14 protein-coding genes are annotated in these 22,699 nt (G+C 53.3%); 13 read left to right on the forward strand and 1 reads right to left on the reverse strand.

Annotated features, from left to right (window positions below):
• Positions 1 to 271: 271 nt before the first annotated feature.
• The gene (locus ACFPQ4_RS13915; RefSeq protein WP_378112475.1) at positions 272 to 3,874 is read left to right on the forward strand and encodes a FecR domain-containing protein; all 3,603 of its coding nucleotides are present in this window, start codon (positions 272 to 274) and stop codon (positions 3,872 to 3,874) included.
• 313 nt (positions 3,875 to 4,187) lie between these two features.
• Here the strand turns inward: ACFPQ4_RS13915 and ACFPQ4_RS13920 are convergent, their stop codons facing one another.
• Positions 4,188 to 5,051: a VOC family protein gene (locus ACFPQ4_RS13920; RefSeq protein WP_378112476.1), complete on the reverse strand. Its 864-nt coding sequence runs from the start codon at positions 5,049 to 5,051 to the stop codon at positions 4,188 to 4,190.
• 165 nt (positions 5,052 to 5,216) lie between these two features.
• Between ACFPQ4_RS13920 and ACFPQ4_RS13925 the strand changes: the two genes are divergently transcribed.
• The 12 genes from ACFPQ4_RS13925 to ACFPQ4_RS13980 all read left to right on the forward strand — a co-directional run bounded on the left by ACFPQ4_RS13925 (position 5,217) and on the right by ACFPQ4_RS13980 (position 22,692).
• On the forward strand, positions 5,217 to 6,338 hold the full coding sequence (locus ACFPQ4_RS13925; protein ID WP_378112477.1) for an ABC transporter ATP-binding protein: 1,122 nt from the start codon (positions 5,217 to 5,219) through the stop codon (positions 6,336 to 6,338).
• Entirely contained in the window at positions 6,335 to 7,141 is an 807-nt protein-coding gene (locus ACFPQ4_RS13930; protein ID WP_378112478.1) for an ABC transporter permease, read from the forward strand. The genes ACFPQ4_RS13925 and ACFPQ4_RS13930 overlap by 4 nt, the downstream gene beginning before the upstream one ends.
• On the forward strand, positions 7,134 to 7,943 hold the full coding sequence (locus tag ACFPQ4_RS13935; protein WP_378112479.1) for an ABC transporter permease: 810 nt from the start codon (positions 7,134 to 7,136) through the stop codon (positions 7,941 to 7,943). Before ACFPQ4_RS13930 ends, ACFPQ4_RS13935 begins: the two co-directional genes overlap by 8 nt.
• Positions 7,940 to 9,013 carry an ABC transporter substrate-binding protein gene (locus ACFPQ4_RS13940; RefSeq protein ID WP_378112480.1) on the forward strand — a complete coding sequence of 358 codons (1,074 nt, stop codon included), beginning with the start codon at positions 7,940 to 7,942 and terminating at the stop codon, positions 9,011 to 9,013. Before ACFPQ4_RS13935 ends, ACFPQ4_RS13940 begins: the two co-directional genes overlap by 4 nt.
• A 627-nt stretch (positions 9,014 to 9,640) precedes the next feature.
• Entirely contained in the window at positions 9,641 to 10,204 is a 564-nt protein-coding gene (locus ACFPQ4_RS13945; protein ID WP_378112481.1) for a LemA family protein, read from the forward strand.
• Positions 10,204 to 11,004 (forward strand): TPM domain-containing protein, encoded by an 801-nt coding sequence (locus tag ACFPQ4_RS13950; RefSeq protein ID WP_378112482.1) that lies wholly within the window; start codon positions 10,204 to 10,206, stop codon positions 11,002 to 11,004. Before ACFPQ4_RS13945 ends, ACFPQ4_RS13950 begins: the two co-directional genes overlap by 1 nt.
• Positions 11,005 to 11,666: 662 nt before the next feature.
• A complete protein-coding gene (locus ACFPQ4_RS13955) occupies positions 11,667 to 13,073 on the forward strand; it encodes an ABC transporter substrate-binding protein (protein ID WP_378112483.1) in 1,407 nt (468 codons plus the stop codon).
• Positions 13,074 to 13,145: 72 nt separating this feature from the next.
• Positions 13,146 to 14,069: a carbohydrate ABC transporter permease gene (locus ACFPQ4_RS13960; protein ID WP_378112484.1), complete on the forward strand. Its 924-nt coding sequence runs from the start codon at positions 13,146 to 13,148 to the stop codon at positions 14,067 to 14,069.
• Positions 14,066 to 14,935: a carbohydrate ABC transporter permease gene (locus ACFPQ4_RS13965; RefSeq protein WP_378112485.1), complete on the forward strand. Its 870-nt coding sequence runs from the start codon at positions 14,066 to 14,068 to the stop codon at positions 14,933 to 14,935. Before ACFPQ4_RS13960 ends, ACFPQ4_RS13965 begins: the two co-directional genes overlap by 4 nt.
• Before the next feature lie 72 nt (positions 14,936 to 15,007).
• Entirely contained in the window at positions 15,008 to 16,972 is a 1,965-nt protein-coding gene (locus tag ACFPQ4_RS13970; protein ID WP_378112486.1) for a glycoside hydrolase family 127 protein, read from the forward strand.
• Between the two features lie 475 nt (positions 16,973 to 17,447).
• Positions 17,448 to 21,461, forward strand: coding sequence for a DUF5695 domain-containing protein (locus tag ACFPQ4_RS13975; RefSeq protein ID WP_378112581.1), 4,014 nt, complete (start codon positions 17,448 to 17,450; stop codon positions 21,459 to 21,461).
• Between the two features lie 190 nt (positions 21,462 to 21,651).
• On the forward strand, positions 21,652 to 22,692 hold the full coding sequence (locus ACFPQ4_RS13980) for a LacI family DNA-binding transcriptional regulator (RefSeq protein WP_378112487.1): 1,041 nt from the start codon (positions 21,652 to 21,654) through the stop codon (positions 22,690 to 22,692).
• Positions 22,693 to 22,699 lie beyond the last annotated feature (7 nt).

Consider the following 22,699-nt stretch of genomic DNA (forward strand, 5'->3'; position numbering starts at 1 on the left):
TATAGTTTTCATCGGTAAAACACCAGGGTGTTTTATACAATGTCCACTATAAGGGGTGCACTTCACGTCGGAGATCGCGGCGTTTTTTTCATAATGAGGATGCATTTTATTACTTTCTCGATATTTGTCGCGAAATCAAAATAATTATCGAAATCTATCGTACTTTTCCTGTAAAATGGTAGAATGATGGTCTTATTTTCATATATTGGTCGGACTGTCCAGACAGACGGCTTGATGAGATAGGTTGTTCATTATTAGGAGGGTAATTATAATGCGCAAGGGATTTATGATTTGGTTGGCTATTTTGATCGTAGCCGTGCCGTTGCTAGGGGCGTTCTCGAAGGAAGCGGCGGCCGCGTCGTCGCGGGTAGCTGTTATTAAGGAGCTTAAAGGCACCGTTAAGGTGAAGAAGGCGGGAGGCTCCAAAGAGTTTACGGCATTCGCCAAAATGAGTCTGAACGAAGGGGACGTACTCTCGGTCGGTTCGGCTAGTTCCGCCGTGCTGCAGTTCGCCAACGGCACTTCCGAGGATGACCGGATGACGATCGCTTCGAATACGAAGCTGACGTTCTCCAAGCTATCTAGTAAAAAAGGTACGACGACGAAAGTCAGCATGTGGAGCGGCTCGGCATGGGTCGACGTTAAGTCGATCACGAACGCCGACGACCAGTTCACTCTGGAAACTCCGACGGCTGTCATGGGCGTTCGGGGAACGCATCTTCTCGTAACGGTGAATCCGGATACCGGAGCGACGAGAGTAATGGTAGCTGCCGGTGTCGTCAGGACGACGGCGACGGGCGAAAGCGGCGATACGCGTGACGTTTACCCGACGCAGAATGCGCTTGTTACGGATGAGGGAACCGACGGCGATTCGGAAATCACGATTGCTCCCGTCGATCTGGCAAAGCTCATGCAACAAGGAAACGCCGAAATTGTGAGAGCTATTCTACTAGGCGCTGCGGATATTATGGCAGAGAACGAGCATCACGTCGACCAATACGAAAACGGCGAAGTGCCGGATGAGATCGGCGGCACGGAAGCGGATCTGGTGCGCTTCAAAGCGAATACGGAAAATTTGTTGGGGGCGCTCGTCAACCAAGCATTGGATAGCGGTTTAATCAATCCAGAGCGGCTGCATCAGATCATCGAAGAGGTGCGAGCGCAATCCGGCTTCGAGATAGATCTATCGAAGAACAAGCTGCAACTGACCGATGAAGAGAAAGCGCAGTTGGAGCTGCAACGCAAGAAAGAAGCAGAAGCGGAGAAGCTTGCCTCTGACCGCAAAGCTAAGGAAGAGGAAGATCGTAAGAAGAACGAGGAAATGCTGCGTTTACTCGACGAGGCTCGCAAGGCTAAGCAGAAGGCTGATCAAGAGGCCGAGGATGCTAAGAAGAAGAAGGCGAAGGACGAATACGAGAGCCAATTGTCCGATTCTGAGAAGAAGCGCTTCGCAGACGATACGAAGCAGCGCGAGCAGGAGCTTGCGGGACAGAACGGACAGACGCCGCCATCGACGACTCCGGGCTCGTCGCCAAGCTTGTCGTCGGGCAAAGATATCGTGTCGTTCGGCTTCGCGCAACAGATAGGAACGACATTCATCGATAAGGCTTCTCATTCGGTAGAGGTCACGATGGAGAGAGGAACGAGTCTATACGAACTTATCGCCAACTTCGAGCTCTCTTCCAATGCGGTCGCTTATATTGGCGATGTCCGTCAGACGAGCGGCGCAACGCCTAACGACTTCGAAGAACTAGTAACCTACACCGTCAAGGCACAAAACGGTACATCGCAAGCTTGGACGGTCGACGTGAAGTATTCGATCTACACTTTGCCTGATCATGTGAGCAGTTGGTCCGTAATGGAGTCGCTCGATTCGGCTTTGCCACGGTTCGTAAGTGAAGGAACCGATGAAATCGGAGGGACGCGTTACGAGTATTCGGTCGCCGTCCCTGAGTTAACTAGCGACGTTCAATTGAGTATGGCACTGGCTAACGGAACACCTAATCCGGATAGCGTTACGGTCTATGACGAATCCGCAAATCCTGTTCATCCGACTTACACGAATGAGGGCACGGGCATTCAGTTCACGGTTGGATTACACCTAAATGCGGAGGATGCGTACACCACCTATTGGATCGAGTACAAGATGGAAGACGAAGTCCCGTCAGTCATCAGATTTACGATTCTTAGGGGCACCCCGTACGAAGAGGAACTCTCGCTGAATAGCGTAGCGATTGGTTATTCGGAGGGCGAATCTTTCGATGCAACCTCCTACGGAGAGAACAGCTTCTTTGCTTTTGCAGGACCGGACACGGATGGCTACTCCAACTTGGAGATTGTGCCTTCGCATGAGCATTACCAAGTGTTCCAGTGGGCCCACGGCAAGAAAGTCGAGCTTCGCGACTGGGGAATGATGGGCTTGGAAGCAACGCTTCCGTTGGACGATGAATACAACATGGTCCCGGGGTGGTACGACTTCGAGATCGTCGCGTGGGACAGAGCGATGCAGCAATCCCATATCTATAATCTTCATATCTACAGAGGCATGGAATTGCCGCAGCCGTTTGCTGATATCGGGTTCATTGCCGATAATAATACGGGACTTGGCGCTGCATTCGATAATCCGACGCAATGGTATCTGGAAGTCCCAGGTGAAAGCGGAGTTCAACGTATTAAGCCGCTAGTGCTCCCGACAGGCGTACAACTTGAAGGTGCTCAAGCGATAGTAGAGGGAATGCCCAATAGCTTGGAAGCGGATGCCGATGGTTACTATTCATTTGATGGGATAGGGTTCGGCGGCACGATCAACTTCACGTTCTCGTATGGCGGACACGAGTTAGTCTATAAGGTCGATGAGCTTCCGGAGATGATAGCCTTTTCGCTCAATAGCGTCCAGGTGATCGACAGAACCGGATTCCACTATAATACGTATTCTACCGTCGATATTCCGGGGGAATCGCTGGAAGCCAGCATTACCTTGCCGAACAATATAACGGACGTAGCCTTGAAGCCGTTCAGCTCGAGTGTCAATCCGTTCTTGCACGTCACGATTGACGGCCAAAATACTAGTCTTGACTGGTACGAGTACGGTAGCTGGAACTCGAGGGATGTTAGCAATATAGGAGCGGGAAAATCGGTCGAGATCACGATAGCGTCTCCTTCCGGTAAAACCGTGAAGACGTACACGTTGCATCTGAATAGGCCGCCGGTCGAAGCGGGAGATTTAGCTTACTTGTACGTAATGGCATCCGGTAACCCAGATTTACTTGACTTCGGGTCTAATCCGGTAGAGATAAGCGAGAACACCTACTTCTCGAGTTATAGAAGCAACGATTCCGCGAGCTTTATCATGTATGCCAGCAAGACGGCAAAGAGCGGCGGCATAGAGGTTTATCTCGATGAGGATTCGACGCCGATTCCGGTCAGCGGCGGCTATTATTATTTGAATGATTTGGCCCCTGGCTGGCACGTGGCCGAAATCCGAATCGACGATTCGCTCAACAGCGGTCACCCGACGATTTTCAATTATCGGATATGGGTGGGAGAGCAACCTCCAGCGGATTTCTCGCTTAGCGGAATTTATGCCGAGGACAGCTTCGAGTCGCTCGTCGACTTCCAACCTGTCGGTGAAACGTCCAAATGGACGGCGGAAGTGGATCCTGACGCTACCGAGGTAGGGATTAACCCTACCTTGAGTAAAGCCGACGCGCACATTATAAAGGTTGTTCGGGACGACGGCGTCGAAGCCGAAGAAGACGGTGGCATGTATTGGTTCCCTCTGAACGATGGGAATCCGACTAACGCTCAGCTGTGGGTGGAATACGATGGTCAAGTATTCGTGTATTCGATCGAAGTCACGCCGATATCGCTTTAACCTGGTTCACGATGAACTTCGAGCCCATTGCTACGTAATTAATTGCAAAACCTACAACTAATTTGCAATAAAAATGTGAGATACGCAGTTTAGTTGCCAAACATTCACCTAATTGGCAGGATTATCGGAGTAACATCGAATTTGAGTTAATTTAGCTGTACGAATGCAGCTAAATAGGCGAACTCAGCGGTTGGCGTGAAATTTAGTTGTATGAATTACATTTAAACCGCGTTGATTCACGCAGCAAACCGCAAACCGCAAAAAAGACCATGCAGACTACTATGCTGCATGGTCTTTTGCGGTTCTTGTTAGCTTAAACTGCCAACCCCAACCTAATCTCATTCCCGAACGGATCGCTCACGACCCAATCCCCATTCTGCTGCGCAATCTCCACACCCGATTCTCGCACGCGAGCCACGACTTCATCCAACTCCGCAGCCGACGGCAGCACGACCTTGAAGTAATCCAAGCCCGTAGCATTGGCCGGAGGCTGAGGCGCGCCTACGCCGGCCCAGACGTTGAGGCCGATGTGGTGGTGATAGCCGCCAGCCGAGATGAAGAGGGCGCGCATCATGCGCGACATGTCCGCGGCCATCTCCCAGCCGAGGAGGTCGCAATAGAACGCCCGAGCTTTCGCCAAATCGCCGATGTGCAGATGAATATGCCCCATGATCGTCTCCGGCGGCAAGCCTTGCCAAGGGGAATCCTCCGCCTCGCGCAGAATGCCCGGAATATCTAGCGGATCGGACGCCATTTTGACGTTGCCGCCTTCCCACTCCCATTCGTCTCTCGGCCGATCGCGATAAATCTCGATGCCGTTGCCCTCGGGATCGGACAAATATAACGCTTCGCTCACCAAGTGATCGGCCTGCCCGATTCGCACCCCATACTCCGCAAGCCTGCGAAGCGATAAGCCAAGCTGCTTCCGGCTCGGCACGAGAATAGCGAAATGGTACAGTCCGGTCGTCGACCGCTCCGGCATCGTGATCGCGTTCGGAAGCTCCTCGAGCACCAGCAGCGCTCGCTTCCCGTCCGCCGTAAGCTCTGCTTTGTGGCTGTCCCGGTTCAACACTTGCAGTCCGATTACGTCTGTATAGAAAGTGATCAAGTGAGCAAGGTTGCGTACCCTCAGCTTCAATTCTCCAAGCACTGTATGGGCAGGTAAGGAATAGGCCATCATAAACCCTCCGTTGCTTTATATTTAATTACTTTATGTAAGTAACTATATATGATAAATTGAAATCTGTCAAAAAGCGATCATTAGAGTGAATGTCTAACGGTTGGAGATCATGATACAATGTAGGGAAATGGTAGGATGTCGAACAAGGCGGAGGCGTTCAGGATGTCGCAACAAGAGCAACAACCGATCATTCGGTTTGATCGGATCAGTAAGAAATACGATGACGGCACGAAAGTGCTGAACGATGTCAGCTTCTCGATCGAACGGGGTAAATTTTACACGCTGCTCGGTCCCTCGGGCTGCGGCAAGACAACGATTCTTCGGCTCATCGCGGGCTTCACCGAGCCTTCCCAGGGCAACGTGGTTTTCCAGGGTAAGGTCATCAATGGCGTGCCTGCGCATGAACGTAAGGTGAACACGGTGTTCCAAGATTATGCGCTGTTTCCGCATTTGAATGTATTCGAGAACGTAGCGTTCGGCTTGCGGGTGAAAAAATGGAAAAAATCCGACATAGACGCGAAGGTGAAGGAAGCGCTTCGCTTCGTCAACTTGAGCGGCTACGAGAATAGGGAAATTTCCGACATGTCCGGCGGTCAGCGCCAACGCGTCGCGATCGCGCGCGCCATCGTCAACGAGCCGGAAGTGCTGTTGCTCGACGAACCGTTGTCCGCGCTCGATCTGAAGCTGCGCACCGAGATGCAGTACGAGCTTCGCGAGCTGCAACGCCGTCTCGGCATTACGTTCATTTTCGTCACGCACGACCAAGAAGAAGCACTCGCCTTGTCGGACGAGATCTTCGTCCTGAATCAAGGCGTCATACAGCAAAGCGGTACCCCGGTAGATATTTACGACGAGCCGATCAACCGGTTCGTAGCCGACTTCATCGGGGAATCGAACATCGTTCCCGGCACGATGATCGAAGACGGCTTAGTCCGATTCGCGGGCAAGACGTTCGAATGCGTCGATCATGGCTTCCTGCCGAACGAATCCGTCGAAATCGTCATTCGCCCGGAGGACTTGGAAATCACGACTTCCGAGCTTGGCAATCTCCAAGTCAAAGTCGATAGCCAGCTGTTCCGGGGCGTACACTACGAGATCAGCTGCAACGATAACGCGGGCAACGAGTGGCTCGTTCATTCGACCCGGAAAGCGACCGTAGGCGATAATATCGGCTTGCGCTTCGATCCGGAGGCGATTCACGTCATGCGGTTCAACGAGACGGAAGAAGATTTCGACAGACGTCTCGAAGCCTACGGCGGGGCGGAAGCAGGGGCTGCCCAATGACGAGGTCTAGAAATCTATTCCTTATACCGTATTTGGCTTGGATGGTATTATTCGTCGTAGCGCCGATTTTGCTTGTCGTCTATTATTCGGTGTTCGACGTCGACGGGAATTTTACGTTCGATAACTACACGAAATTTCTGTCTCCGGTGTACTTGCGGATGACGCTTAATTCGTTCTGGTACGCGTTTCTCATCACCGTATTTTCGCTGCTGGTCGCGTACCCGACCGCATATTTCCTTACCCGGACGAAGCATAAGTCGCTATGGCTGCTGCTCATAATCGTACCGAGCTGGATTAACTTGTTGCTTAAGACGTACGCGTTCATCGGGATCTTCGGAACGTACGGTTTCGCGAACAAGGTGCTAGAGCTCGTAGGGATTGGTACTAAGCAAATCCTGTTCACCGACTTCAGCTTCGTGTTCGTGTCGGTTTATATTTTCATTCCGTTCATGATTTTGCCGATTTACAACGCCTTGGATGAACTCAATCCGTCGCTGATTTACGCGTCCAGGGATCTCGGGGCATCGCCATGGGCGACGTTCCGCAAAGTCGTCTTCCCGCTCACGCTCGAAGGCGTCAAAGCGGGCTGCCAAGCGGTGTTCATTCCGGCACTGTCGCTGTTTATGATTACGCGTCTCATCGCGGGCAACCGGGTCATTACGCTGGGTACGGCTATCGAGCAGCATTTTCTCGTCACGCAGGATTGGGGGATGGGGTCTTCGATCGCGGTCGTCCTCATTATCGCGATGGCCATCATCATGATCGTAACGGGCAAGCGGAAGAGAGGTCTCGTCGATGGGTAAAAATAATAAGTGGGCCAACGCCTATCTCGTGTTCGTATTCCTCATTCTGTATGCGCCGATCGCTTATCTCGTCTTCTACTCGTTCAACAGCGGCGGGACGATGCATGGTTATGACGGCTTTACGCTCGATTGGTACCGCGAAGTGTTCCAGGACACGCGATTGCTGATTATCGTGCTGAATACGCTCGTCATCGCGCTGTTGTCTGCTGCGATTTCGACGATCTTCGGTATCGCCGGGGCGCTCGCCATTCATCGGATCCGGCGCCACAGGCGCAAAAACACGCTGTTATCGATGAACAACGTGCTGATCGTCAGTCCCGACGTAATTATCGGGGCGTCGTTCCTCATCTTGTTCACGATCGCGGGTGTGAAGCTCGGCTTCACCTCGGTGCTGCTGTCGCACGTCGCGTTCAGCGTGCCGATCGTCGTGCTCATGGTGTTGCCGAAGCTGCAAGAGATGAGCCCGACGCTCATCGACGCGGCGCGGGACCTCGGGGCCAATGGCTGGAACGTGCTGTCCAAAGTCGTTATTCCGTTCATTAAGCCGGGCATCTTCGCCGGATTTTTCATGGCGCTGACGTATTCGCTCGACGACTTCGCGGTCACGTTCTTCGTCACCGGCAACGGCTTCACTACGCTGTCCGTCGAGATTTACTCGCGCGCGCGGCAAGGGATCGCCTTGAATATCAATGCGTTGTCTACTTTAATCTTCCTCGTGACGATCGTACTCGTCGTGGGCTATTACTTGATCAACCGCCGCAATAGCGGCCGTCGCGCCAGACTGGGGGTGCCGCAGCCATGAAGCAGTTAGCCAGGCTGTTCGCCGCGGTGCTCGTCATTTCTTTCGCGCTCATGTACGTGACGTACCGGTTGAACGCTTCCGAAGGGTATTCGGGGGGGAATACGCTGACGATTTACAACTGGGGCGATTATATCGATCCCGACCTGATCTCCGAATTCGAAGAGAAGACGGGTATTACGGTCATCTATCAGACGTTCGATTCCAACGAGGCGATGATGACGAAGATCGAACAGGGCGGCACGACTTTCGATATTAGCATTCCGTCCGACTACGCGATCAGCAAGATGAAAGAAGACGGGTCTCTCATTCCGCTCGATCATTCGAAGTTGCCGAATTTGAGCAACATCGATCCGCGCTTCATGGACCTTCCTTTCGATAAGGGGAACGCGTACTCGATTCCGTATTTCTGGGGGACGGTAGGCATCGTGTATAACCCCGAGCTGGTCGGCGATCATAAGTTCACCAGCTGGGACGAATTGTGGGACCCCGCGCTTCATAACGATATTTTGCTCGTGGACGGGGCTCGGGAAGTGATGGGGATGGGGCTGAATAGCCTGGGCTATTCGCTGAACGATACGAACGAGGATCACCTGCAAGAGGCGAAGCGGAAGCTGAACGAGCTGACGCCCAACGTGAAAGCGATCGTCGGCGACGAAATCAAAATGCTGCTCGCGAACGAGGAAGCTTCGGTCGGTCTCGTCTGGTCCGGCGACGCGGCGGAAATTTTGTCGGAGAACGAGAAGCTGGATTACGTCGTGCCGCAAGAGGGCTCGAACGTCTGGTTCGACAACATGGTCATTCCGAAGACGGCGAAGAACATCGAAGGCGCGTACGCCTTCATGAACTTCATGCTCGATCCGGAAATCGCCGAGCGCAACGCCGAATACGTAGGTTACTCCACTCCGAATGCCGAAGCGCTCAAGCTGCTGCCGGAAGATATTTCGGGAGACGAGCGGTTCTATCCGTCGCCGGAGCTCACCGACAAGCTAGAAGTGTACGACAACCTCGGCAAGCGGATGTTGGCGCATTATAACGAGCTGTTCCTCGAGTTTAAGATGCATCGGAAGTAATCTGCGAAACAGTAAAAGCATCGTTCCCAAGTCCGAATTCGGTTCGGAGGGGGCGATGCTTTTTTGCGATCGAGTTCCTCGCAAGTTTGTGGACCGTAGAGACCTTATGTTAGCAAAAATTGCGATAGTTAGACATCCAGCGGACACGGTGGATGTTATTCGCATCAATAATATAAATAAAGCTTGATATTCCGTGAGATAGAGGCGACTGAGTCCGTTACAATCGTATATTGGAGCTATTTTCAACAAATAACGTCATCTGTGTCCGCGAAGCCCGCCGAAATTTCACATTCAAGGAAATACAAGCTTCACCGGCACGACGACGCTTCGCGGCGCATAGGCGTGCTATCGAAATCCGCAGAGCCAAAACGATAGATGAGCTATCTCGTACGAGCCCGACTGTCATCTGGAGAAAAAACGAATCCTAACCTTCATCTCTCACTAGACTTATATAATCGTAAGACCCCAGACCGCTCTAGTAGCGAGTCTGGGGTTTTTGCATGCGTCGCAAGATTGGCGGAGCAAGATTTGGGTAATTACTAGTGTTGTATGGAATGATGCGAATCGAGTTGCATACAGTAGGGTTGTCTAACGATTTCGTCGGGTAAGGAAGAAGGAGGAGCGAGAATGAAAGGTTCCACGAAAGTGTGGCTGGTCGTCGGGGCGATCGTCTTGATCGTCATTTTGTCGGCGGTTAGCTCGTACAACAAAATCGTCAGCGCGGACACCGCGGCGGATAACGCGTTCGCTAATATCGACACGCAGCTGCAGCGCCGGGAAGACGTTATTCCGAACTTGGTCAATACGGTCAAAGGATACGCCGCGCACGAGAAGGAAGTGTTCGAGTCGATCGCGGCAGCGCGAGCCAAGCTGGCCGGGGCGAGCACGCCCGAAGACGTGTCGAACGCGAACGCCGAGCTGGAAGGGGCGCTGTCCCGCTTGCTTGTCGTCGTGGAAAACTATCCGACCTTGAAGGCGGACACGCAGTTTTCCAAGCTGATGGACGAGTTGGCCGGCACGGAGAACCGGATCGCGATCGCCCGCAAAGATTACAACGATGCCGTGACGAACTATAATACGCGCATCAAGAAGTTTCCTTCGTCGATCTACGCGGGGATGTTCGGGTTCGATAAGAAGGCGCTTTTCAAGGCGAAGCCTGGCGCGGAGACCGTGCCTGAAGTGAACTTCTGATGACGGGGCCGCGTCGTTATGGCAGGAAGATCGCCGCACTGCTTTTATTCGCGGTATTATGGGCGCTTCCGGTCGCCGCGAACGGGGCGTCCGCGGCTACGTCAGGCGATTCCAGGTACGGCGTTTACGTCGTCGACGAAGCGAACGTTATCTCCTCGGAGACGAAAGTGCGATTATACAATACCGCGATATGGCTGAATCAAAAGACCGGCTCCGCGCAAGTCGGCGTCGTAACCGTGCCGTCGCTGGAGGGCACGACGCTGGAACAACTCGCGGTGGACACCTTCCGCAAGCTTGGTCTAGGCAGCAGCAAGCTTAACGACGGCGTGCTGTTGCTCTATTCCGCTGCGGATAAGCACGTGCGGATCGAAGTCGGATACGGTCTCGAAGGAAGGATTACGGACGGAAAAGCCGGAGCGATTTTGGACCAATATTTCGTGCCGAACCGGGACGCGGGCAAGCTGGATGAAGCGTTTATGCAAACGCAAAGCGCGCTAATCGTAGAGGTCGCGGCGGAATACGGCATCGATGCGACCGGAAGCGTTGAAGACATCGCTCCGCTGGCGCCCGCGCAACAAAGCGACGGCGAAGGCTTCTTCGCGAGCATGCCGACGTACATGAAAACACTGCTCGGTCTCGGCGTCGTCTTGCTGATCGTGCTGGATTTTAAATTCACCGGCGGAGCGGTCACTTGGGCCATCCTCAGCATGGTCGGCCGAAGAGGCGGCGGAGGCGGCGGGCGCTCCGGAGGGGGCCGCGGTGGCGGCGGTTCCTCCGGCGGCGGGGGCGCGAGCAGGTAAGGATCGATGGGGCGTTCTCAGAGTCACCGTGTAGGGTCTGGATATGCTCCCCGAACGAGAGACAGGTGAAATAATAAAACCTGTTTATCGCGAGGGGAGCATTTTTCATGACTAAAACAGAACATAAGGCGTCGGAGAAGTCCGGCATACTCAACATTCAAATCGTTTAACCAATTAACAGGCGTTCAGGGTATCCTTTTCCTTCATTTCAACGTTGATAGGCAGTTTTTGGAGATTAAAGATATTCCAACAGTCGAATAAATCGCCAATAAAAGAGAAAAAAAGCGCTTGCATAAAAAAGGAAACGTGTGATATAACAAAGTTGTAAGTTTTTAAACGTTTAGATAACGGTCAGATTCAACCGATACTTAAAGATTTCATGCAACATTCCTGAGGATTGAATGGATCCGTGCACGTCAAACTGAACATTACAAGGTTGTAACCGCTTACGGCGGTACGCGGGGATCCGAATTCCCTCGATGACCATGTAATCTTTTGGGTTCTTGTACGAAATAATCTAAACGTTTAGAAAACAGTTTTGAGCCTATAACGGCAGGAAAAGTGATGCTAAACGTTTAACTCTATAACTTGGAACTTCCAAGGAGATGGGTCAGACGGTTGGACATAAATAATTTTTCTAATGTTGAAGGGAGAGCGGGGCAATGAAAGCAGGAAAGAGACTTGGGGTAGGTCTTCTCTTGGCTGCATTGGCATTCAGCGTCATAGGCTGTGGTGGGAACAACGACAACAACAACACAGCTCCAGCATCGGGAGAGGCTTCAAAGGCACCGGAGAAGACGCCTTCTAAAACGGAGAAGGTCAAGATTACTTATTCGATGTGGGGAAGCGAAGAAGAAGGCAACAAAACCCAGGAAGCGGCCGACAAATTCAATGCTTCCCAAGACGGAATCGAAGTAACGGTGCAAGCGGTCCCTTGGGAAAGCTACATGACCAAGTTGAATACGCAGGCAACGGCAGGTCAATTGCCAGATACCGGGATCTTGAAGGAAGACGGCGTTATCCAATGGTCCTCCGATGGCATGCTGAACGACGTAAGCTCCATGTACGAGGGAAGCGACAGCAAACCGCTGGATAGCTTGGCTTACAAATATCAAGGCAAGACGGTAGCCTATGCCGCTGCCAATGAAATTCTCCTCCTTTACTACAACAAAGACATGTTCGACAAAGCAGGCGTGGCTTATCCGCCATCCGTGCTGGATAAAGCATGGACGTGGGACGAATTCGTAGCCGCGGCCAAGAAGCTGACGAACGACAAGAACGGCAAACATCCCGACGAGGATGGATTTGATTCGCAGAGCATCGTACAGTTCGGCGCATCCGTCGAAAATCTGCCGTGGCAGTTGGAAACTTGGGCGCTTAGCAATGGCGGCGGTTTCTATAACAGTGACGGTACAGAGGTGAGAATCGGGGAAGACGCAAGTGCCGAAGGGATTCAGAAAGTCGCGGATCTGTACTTGAAAGATCATGTTGCCCCGTTGTCCGTCGGACAGACCGATGATGGCATTCAGCGTACCATCATTGCAGGAACGGTCGCCATGGCGACGAACGGTGCATGGAACGTGGGAACTAGCTTGAATGCGGCCAAGGAAGCAGGGCTGAACTATGGCGTAGCCGTATTGCCTTACATGAAAGAGAAGGTTACCCTCAACACGGGCGGCGCCAACGTCGTATTCTCCCAGACCAAGCATCCGAAAGAAGCGATGGAATGGCTCAAATGGTACACGGCCGAAGAAAACAACTGGGGACTCATTTCATCGGGCATTTGGATGCCAACGCTGGCAAAATGGTATACGGATGAAACGCTCACCCATAAATGGGTAGATAATCCGAACTTCCCTCCGTATGACCAATACAAGTCTGCGGTAGTCGATTATGCGCAATCGTCCGCGGCGAGACCGGCTTCCTGGTTCTTTACGAACCATACGACGGACTTCAACACCTTGCTCGGATCGATTCTGGGGGATGTTTGGACCGGTAAGACGACCGCCAAGGACGCGATCGCCAAAAATCTCGATGCTTTGAAAGCGGCCAATAAAGGCGACAAATAACGGATAGGAAGGATGACCGCCAAGGTCTCGCAATCGGCGGTCATCCTTCAAACATGAGATGGGGAGCGACATATGGAAACCATCAATAAACCGCTGAAACGCCGTTCCCGCATACGTTCGAGCGAACAACGGGTTGCTTATATCTGTTTGATTCCCGCTTTCCTCGGACTGATCTTTCTGACGTACGCGCCGCTTGTCGGGGTGCTCGGAATCAGCTTGACGAATTGGACGGGATTGGCTAAACCCGAATTCGTCGGCTTCGATAATTATGTCAAGCTATTTACCACCGATCCCTATATTAAAGATTCGATTAAAGCGACGATCTACTTTGCCGTTCTATCCGTAGCCGGCAGCTTGATTTATTCGCTATTCATCGCGATGCTGCTCAACCGTAAAATTCCGGCAAGAGGTTTTTTCAGAGCCGTATTTTACGTGCCGTTCGTTTTGCCGGCTGCCGCCATCTACGTAGGATGGAACTGGCTTTACGAAGCGAATTTCGGGTTCTTCAACTATTTGCTCGCCAAAGTCGGATTAAATAAAGTACTCTTTCTCGCGGATTCCGATTATGTAGTTCCTTCTCTTTCCTTGATCGCGGTGTGGCTGGCGGGTAACTTGATCGTTATTTTTCTGGCCGGGCTTCAAAGCGTCCCGAGCGTCTATCATGAAGCAGCCGAAATGGATGGCGCGGGCGGATGGAAACGCTTCAAGCATATCACCTTGCCCTGTATGACGCCGATTATCTTTTACAACTTGTTGCTGAGCCTGATCGCCAATCTCCAGGTCATTACGCCGGCCCTTTCGTTGACCAATGGCGGCCCGGGCAATTCTTCAAGGTTCATGACTTATCTGATGTACGATCAGGCTTTCGTCAATTACAGGTTGGGTTATGCTTGCGCGACGACCTTTATTATTTTCGCCATTCTTGCCGCCTTTACCGCCGTTTTGTTCAAGACTTCAAATCGGTGGATCTTCTCCGAAGGGGGCGACGACAGATGAGCGCAGTAACTTACGGCAAGCTTAAGAGCAAGAAACGCCAAGCTCGAACGGGGAATATCATTTCGTTTATCCTTATTCTATTCTTTGCCGGACTCGTACTCTTTCCGATCTGGTGGATCTTCCGTACGTCTCTGATGACCAACCCCGAGATTTACAAATATCCGCCGTCTCTAGTACCTGGAAATTGGTTGTTTTCCAATTATGAAAAAACGCTGAGGGTATTCAAATTTTGGAAGTATTTGTGGAATACGATGGTGATTATCGTTCCATCTTGTTTGGCGGGAACGTTTACGGCGACCTTGTGCGGATATGCCTTTGCAAGGTTGCGGTTTCGGGGCAAAAACTTGATCTGGGCCCTTTGCGTCGGTTCAATGCTTCTGCCTGTCATGGTTACCCTCATTCCGCTGTACATAGGGTGGACGCGGGGCTTGGGGCTCCATGACAGCTATCTGCCATTGATTCTGCCTTATTTTTGCGGCGGCGGCGCTTTTAATATCTTTTTGATCCGACAGTTTATTCTCTCTATCCCTAGAGAGCTCGACCAAGCGGCTACGATCGACGGAGCCGGGTACTTCCGCATCTTGTTCAACATTATAATGCCGGCAATCAAGCCCGCCATGATCGTCGTCGCGTTGTTTATCTTCATCGGCCTATGGAACGATTTGCTCCAGCAGATGATTTACATTAACTCGAGCGATAAATACACGATAGCGTTGGGACTTACCAATTTCAGAGGTCAATTGAAGCAAGATTGGTCGCTGACGATGGCAGCCACGTGCCTGTCGTTTGCTCCGGGCGTCATTTTCTACCTGATCGGTCAAAAGTATTTCGTAGAGGGAATTACGCTGACCGGATTAAAAAATTAATGTTCGAGCGGCAACTCGCGAGGCCGTCCCTTCTTATCGAAGAAATCTGAACGTTTATCGGAGGAGACCCTATTGGCACACAATTCCACAAGCTCGATACCTTTGGAAAAGGTACGGATACAGGACGAGTTTTGGTCTGAATATATCCGGCTCGTCCGAGACGTCGTCGTTCCTTATCAATGGGAAGCGCTGAACGACCGCGTGCCGGGCGCCGAACCGAGCCATGCGATCCGCAACCTCAAAATCGCCGCGGGGGAGGAGCAAGGCGACTTTTACGGCATGGTTTTCCAGGACAGCGACGTGTCGAAGTGGCTTGAAGCCGTCGCTTACTTGCTGGATTCGGCACCTAATCCCGATCTGGAACGCGTGGCGGACGAAGTGATCGAAATTATCGGCAAAGCGCAGCAGCCGGACGGCTACTTAAACACGTATTTCACGTTGAAGGAGCCCGGCAAGAGATGGACGAATTTGGCCGAATGCCACGAGCTCTATTGTGCGGGCCATCTCATCGAAGCGGCCGTCGCTTATGCGAAGGCTACGGGAAAGCGTCGCCTGCTGGACATCGCGTGCAAATTCGCCGATCATATCGGCACTGTGTTCGGAAGCGAACCGGGGAAATTGAAAGGCTACGACGGGCATCAGGAAATCGAGCTTGCTCTCATGAAGCTGTACCATGTCACGGGCAAAGATTCCTATCTGCAATTGTGCCGGTTTTTCGTGGATCAGCGCGGCATGCTGCCCCACTTTTACGAGGATGAATTCAAAAAAAGAGGCGGCACGGTTCATTTCAAGGATCTTGCGATGTCTCACGACCTTTCGTACAGCCAAGCGCATCTCCCCGTTCGCAAGCAAGAAACGGCGGAAGGCCATGCGGTACGGTTAGTGTACATGTGCACGGGCATGGCGGAGTTGGCGGCGGAAACCGGAGACGCGGCGCTGCTTGAAGCGTGCCGCAAGCTGTGGACCAACATCGTAACCAAGCGCATGTACATTACCGGCGGCATCGGGTCGATGGCGCACGGGGAGTCGTTCACGCTCGATTACGATTTGCCTAACGATACGATGTACGCCGAGACTTGCGCCTCGATCGGATTGATTTTCTTCGCGCGAAGGATGCTTCAGCTCGATCCTCGCGCCGAATACGCCGACGTCATGGAACGGGCGCTGTACAATACGGTCGTCAGCGGCATGTCCAAGGACGGCAAGCATTTTTTCTACGTAAACCCGCTCGAAGTAAAGCCGGACGTCTGCAAAATCAATAAAGCGTACGCTCACGTAAAACCGGTTAGACAAGGTTGGTTCGGATGCGCCTGCTGCCCACCGAACATCGCCAGATTGCTGGCTTCGCTCGGCCAATATATTTATTCGTTTAAGGACGACACGCTATATACCCATCTTTACGTAGGCAGCCGAATCGAATGGGAGACGGACGGGCAGACGGTCAATTTGGAGCAGCTGTCGGACTACGCTTGGAACGGGAACGCGATGTTCCGCGTCAACGCGGCTAAGCCGGCGAAGTTCACTTTGGCGCTGCGGATTCCGGGCTGGTGCAAGGGCGAAGCGGTCATCCATATCGGGGGCTACAAATATACTTACGATCCGAATCAAGTGACGGACGGCTACGTTAAAATTACCCGGCTCTGGCAGGACGGCGACGTAATCGATATCTCGTTCCCGATGACGATATTGCGGATGAAGGGTCACCCGAGCATTCGCCAGACGATCGGCAAAGTGGCGATCCAGCGCGGACCTTTCGTGTACTGCCTCGAAGAGGCGGACAACGGACCCGAATTGCACACCCTACAGCTTTCGGAACGGAACGAATTGACGACCTATTTCGATTCCGGGTTGATGGGCGGCTTGCAAGTCATTCAAGCGGAAGCGATCCGAACGGGCGCGGAGGATTGGGGCTCCGACTTGTACCGAAGCGACGCGATATCTCGTTCCAAGAACGTGACGGCAAGACTGATTCCATACTTTGCGTGGGCGAACCGCGGCGTCGGCGAAATGTCGGTCTGGGTCAGGGAGAGTACTTAACGCAGCTAGAATATTTACGAAATACCCTTACTCGGAAGCCTGCTTTAAAAGAGGTTTTATCGGTGCTAAGGGTGTTTTTGTCTAAACGTTTAAATAACGATTCGAGAAGTTACGATAACCTACTACTCCGCGTAAGGATTCCCCATTATACTCTCAACTCTCTTCCTACTAATGATCATTCCATTGTCGACAACCACCGAGCACTAGACCCGTCGCAAGGCCATACATTCTATGGCTTTATTTTTCCGTGCTTGCATGAAGGTTCACCTTCGGCTGCGCGGCCTCTTGCTCTGAAAGGAGGTGATGGATATAAGCGCATCGCTTGGCAACGAGAAACGCAAAAGTTAAAGAAACGGAGGGAGTGCGAAAAAACCAAGCTTTGCCCGCAGTACATTAAAAAGGAGGAATTAAGGTGATTGAACAAGCAGGAACGGGTAAATTGCGGCTTCCGAGGCGAGCGTTATTTCTGACGGCGATGTTGGCCGCGGCGATCGCATGCGTCGTGTTTTTGCCTAAATCGGTGTTCGCTTATACGTTATCGAACGGCACGTATAACGTTCAAACCGGGACGAACGGCGAAATCACGTCGATCCAGCTGGTCGGAGACAATTTTCCGACGAACTACGTCATGAACGCGACGAACGCTCCGCAACAAAATACGGCCGACCATGAGTGGGTCGGGGAATTGATGTTCAAGTACCGCCTAGGCACGGGCGCTTGGCAAACCGCCCTGACGCAGAGCTCGGCGGACGGCAGAACGCAAAGCCAGAGCGGCACGACCGCGACGGTAACGTACCAAAACTCGACGAACGCGAGCGGAGTCAAAAACTTCAAGCTCGTCGAGACTTATTCGCTCGTAAGCGACTATATCCAATGGCAAATCCAACTGACGAACACGAGCACGCAGACGATCGAGTTCGGCGACGTCGGATTGCCTCTTCCGTTCAACGAATATTGGTCGGGCGGCAACAACGAGCAAATTTACGAGACGCGGGTCGTGACCCACTCCTTCGTCGGCAATAACGGCTCTTATCTTACGATCGGCCGTCCAAGCGGCATCGGTCCTTATCTGTTGATGATACCGGACGCGACGACGGGCGCGGGCTTCGAATACCAGGACCGCTGGAGAATCGAAGAGCACGCGGGCAGTAAATGGGCGGGCGACCAAGGCGGATGGTCGGAAGGTCTTAACGTCTTCTACATTCATTCCAACGTCATCAAAAGCACGAATCGCGGCTATTTGCCGAACACGAGCTTGACGCTTGCGCCGGGGGCCAGCAAAACGTACGCCTTCAAGCTCATTAAAGTGGCGAACGATACCGCGGTCAAAGACCGGCTTTACAGCGAAGGCCTCGTGGACGTGACAGTCGTGCCGGGCATGATCGTACCGACGAACCAGACGGCCAAGTTCGATCTTCATACGTCGAAGGCCATCACTTCGATTACGGCGCAATATGCTTCAGAGACGACGATTACTTCCTTGGGCACGACGGGTACGGACCATAAGCTGTATTCGCTCACGATGAGCCATCTCGGTCCGAACTTGATCACGGTCAACTACGGCAGTGGGGAAAAGACGGTGCTTCAGTTCTACGCGATCGAGCCGATCGACGCCGCCTTGCAGAGGCACGCGACGTTCATGGTTAATAGCACGCAGTGGAACGTGCCGGGCGATATACGCGACAAAGCGTTCGACGACTGGCTGATGCAAAGCAATGCGAAACGGAACGTCTTCAACGGCTACTGGGGCTGGGGCGACGACTGGGGTTACACGCACGGCCAGTTCCTGGCGGAGAAAAACGTGCAGAAGCCGGTCGCGTCGGAAGTCACGGCGCTCGACCAATATTTGGAGACGACGATTTGGACCAACTTGATGGCGGGACACCATAGCGATTATTTGATTTACGATTTCCTGATGCCCGCCCCGAACGACACGCCGACTTACCGGGGTTACGCTTATCCGCACATTTACAACACGTACTTCAGCATGTACAAGATCGCCAAGCTGTACCCGAATTTGATTACGTATACGAATACCAGAACGACGTATTTGTCTCGCGCCTACAACATTTTCAAAGCGCTCTACGACGGACCCGTCGCTTACAACTGGAACACGGGCCTAATGGGAGAACAGACGACGCCGGAGCTGATCAAAGCGCTGCAGGACGAAGGCATGACGACGCAAGCGAACGATGTCATCGCCAAGATGGCGACGAAGTACAACAACTTCGCGAACACGACTTACCCTTACGGTTCGGAATACAACTACGACAATACCGGCGAGGAAGCGGTCTATACGCTCGCCAAGATGAACAACAACAATACGATGAAGAGCAAGATCAATACGAAAACCCGGGCAACCCGCGGCCAAATGCCGGTCTGGTACTATTACGCGGATCCGGTAACGATCACGGGCGAGAACTGGTGGAACTTCCAGTACACTGTCTCCTTGGCCGGCTACGCGATGGACGATTGGGTACGCAATAACTCCACGTCGCCGGAAGTCGAGCAACGGTTGTCCTACGCCGCGAAGATCGCCAACGTAAGCGCGATTAACTCCGGTCAAATCAGCTCGGACGCGGCCGATCTCGGCGCGGTCGCTTGGACTTACCAAGCGGAGAAGGGCAACTATGCGGCGCTCGGCCTGGGGGGCGGCGCGCTTCAGAACGGTTGGCGCGGCATGTCCGGGGAAGCGGATCTCGGCTTGTTCGGCGCGATCCGGATCCTCAGCTCCGACGTGGCCGTCGATCCGATCTTCGGCCTGTACTGCTACGGCTGCGACGTGACGGCAAGCGGCGGCAACTACAGCGTTACGCCTAAGGACGGCGTAGGCCAAAAGCTGAACCTGATTACGCAAAAGCTTAACATGACGCTGGAGCGCGATAAATTCACGGCCGCTACGGTCGCCACGGCGAAAAACTTTGTCAACTTCACGCTGCAAAACGTGACGGCGGGCACGGCGCATACGACGAAGGTGACGTTCACGGGCCTTGCCGCGGGCACGTACCAAATTCTCGTCAACAATGCCGCGGTCGGCTCCGTTAACGCGACGGCCGGCGGAACGACGACGGTGAACCTCAGCATCGGTACGGCCGCGACTTACGACATTAAACTCCAGCAAGGAGCAGCGGTGAATAACGCGCCTGTCGTAGACGCCGGTTCCAACGCCGTAGTTAACCTGCCTGCCGCGATTTCGTTGTCCGGTACGGTTAGCGACGACGGGTTGCCAAACGGAAGCTCGGTAACGACGACTTGGAGTTTGCAAAGCGGTCCGGGAACGGCAACGATCGCGAACGCGGGCGCCTTGAACACGACCGCGACCGTCACCGCCACGGGTACCTACGTCTTCCTGCTGACGGCCAGCGATTCCGCGCTATCGTCATCGGATACGGTGACGCTCACCGTTAACGCGGCATTGGCCGATCAGCTAGTCCGCTATCAGTTCAGCGAGACGAGCGGAACGTCGGCCTCGGATTCGTCCGGCAACGGCAAGACGGGCACGTTGAACGGCGGAGCGACGTTCGCGGCGGGGCAATCCGGCAATGCCGTCGCGTTGAACGGCACGAACGGTTACGTGAGCATGCCGAGCGGTATCGCCAATGGCGCCACGAGCGTAACGATTTCCACGTGGGTGAAAGCGAACAGCTTAAGCAACTGGACGCGGATATTCGATATCGGCTCCGGCACGTCCAGCTACATGTTCTTGACTCCGCAGCCCGGCGGCGCGGGACTCCGTTTCGCCATCACGAACAGCGGCAACGGAGCGGAGCAACGAATCAGCTCGACGACCGCTTTCCCGACGGGCGTGTGGAAGCACGTGGCGGTCACCCTTTCGGGTTCGACCGGCACGTTATACGTGGACGGCGTGCAAGTCGCGACGAACGCGAGCATGACGCTGAATCCGTCGAGTCTGGGCGCGACGACGCAAAGCTGGCTCGGCAGATCGCAATTTTCCGGCGATCCTTACTTCAACGGACAGATCGACGACTTCCGCATTTACAGCAGAGCCCTGAGCGCGTCCGAAATCAGCGCTTTGGCAGGCGGCGGAACCACGGCTTCGGATATCGCGCCTCAAGCGACGGCGACGACTTCCTTCGTCTCCTCGTGGGAGAGCTTGGCGGGCTTGAACGACGGGTATACGCCGACGAGCTCGAACGACCGCGGGCATCCGGTGTACGGCAACTGGGATAACCCGAACACGACGCAATGGGTGCAGTATACGTGGAGCTCGGCCCGCACGATTTCCTCGACCTCGGTCTATTGGTTCGACGATAACGGGGGAATCGACTTGCCGGCTTCGTATACGATTCAGTATTGGAACGGCAGCGCATGGGTGAACGTGGCGAGTCCGTCCGGCCTCGGCTTGCTGGCGAACCAGTACAACGCGACGACGTTCACGCCGGTGACTACGACGCAGATCCGGTTGAATATTACGGCGAAATCGACGACTTCGACGGGCATCGAATCGTGGAGAGTATTCGGAAGTTAACGGGCCAAGGAGGGTTGGGCGGCGCTTGGGCGCTGTCCAACCTTTTGCATCTATTCGAGGGTAATGTAACGGCTTTTCTTGGTCGCTTTACTGTACGTGGATAAATAGCGCTTGCAAACGTGATTTATAGCGTGGTATAAAAAAGATAATAGTTTTCTAAACGTTTAGATTTAGGAGAGTAGGGGTCTGGATGTCTAGAATCGGAATCAAGGATATCGCCGCCAAAGCAAACGTATCTACGGCTACCGTGTCCTACGTGCTCAACGGTACGCGCAACGTCAAGCAGAATACGAAGGAACGGGTTTTGCGCGTTATCGAAGAGATGAATTATAAACCGAACGATATCGCCAAGAGCTTGAAAAGCCAACGTACGAATACGATCGGCGTCATCGCGGAGGACGTGACCGTCTTCAACGTTCCCGAGATCATCGACGGAATCAACGATTTCGCGGACCGCCACGATTTGCATATTTTGCTTACGAATTTGAGGCTGGATAAGCGAATCGGACGCAAGTTCGACCAAGTGGACAGCTACCGCAAATATATGGCGAACGCGGTTTCCGATCTGCTCGGCAAACAAGTGGAAGGCATTATCTACGTCGGCGTGCATCCGCGGGATCTGACGGGTTTGGTCGATACGTCCGGCAAACCGATCGTATATACGTACTGTTACACGCAGCAGGACATCTCCATCCAATACGACGACGAGCAAGCCGCCTTCGAAGCCATGTCCTACCTTATTAGCAAAGGCCATCGACGGATCGCGATCATAAGCGGAATGATGGATTCGGTCCCTTCCCGGATGCGCTTCAACGGTTTTTACAAAGCGGTAACCCAGTTCGAGCTCCCGTTCGATCCACAATTGATCAAAATGGGGGACTGGGAAGCGAAGTCGGGCTACGAATTGACGAAGGAATTGCTCGCGCTGCCGGAACCTCCGACGGCCGTGCTGGCGATGAACGACGTAATGGCGGTCGGCGTGCTTCGCGCCGCGTCCGAAGCTGGCGTGCCGATCCCTCAGCGGTTGTCGGTCATCGGATTCGATAACCGCGAATTCAGCGACTATTTGACGCCCCGGATCACGACGTTCGATTTGCCACTGCACGAGATGGGGTATCGGGCGATGGACTCGCTCATGCGCTCTATCCGAGGAGAAGAAGTCGAACAGAAACAAAGTCCCGCGTGCAGGTTGGTCGAGAGAGATTCCGTCGCTCCGCCCCAACAGTCCTAGAGGAGAA

Origin of the sequence: Cohnella yongneupensis (genome assembly GCF_042655785.1) — a bacterium.
In the GTDB taxonomy this organism is placed as follows: Bacteria; Bacillota; Bacilli; order Paenibacillales; family Paenibacillaceae; genus Cohnella; species Cohnella yongneupensis.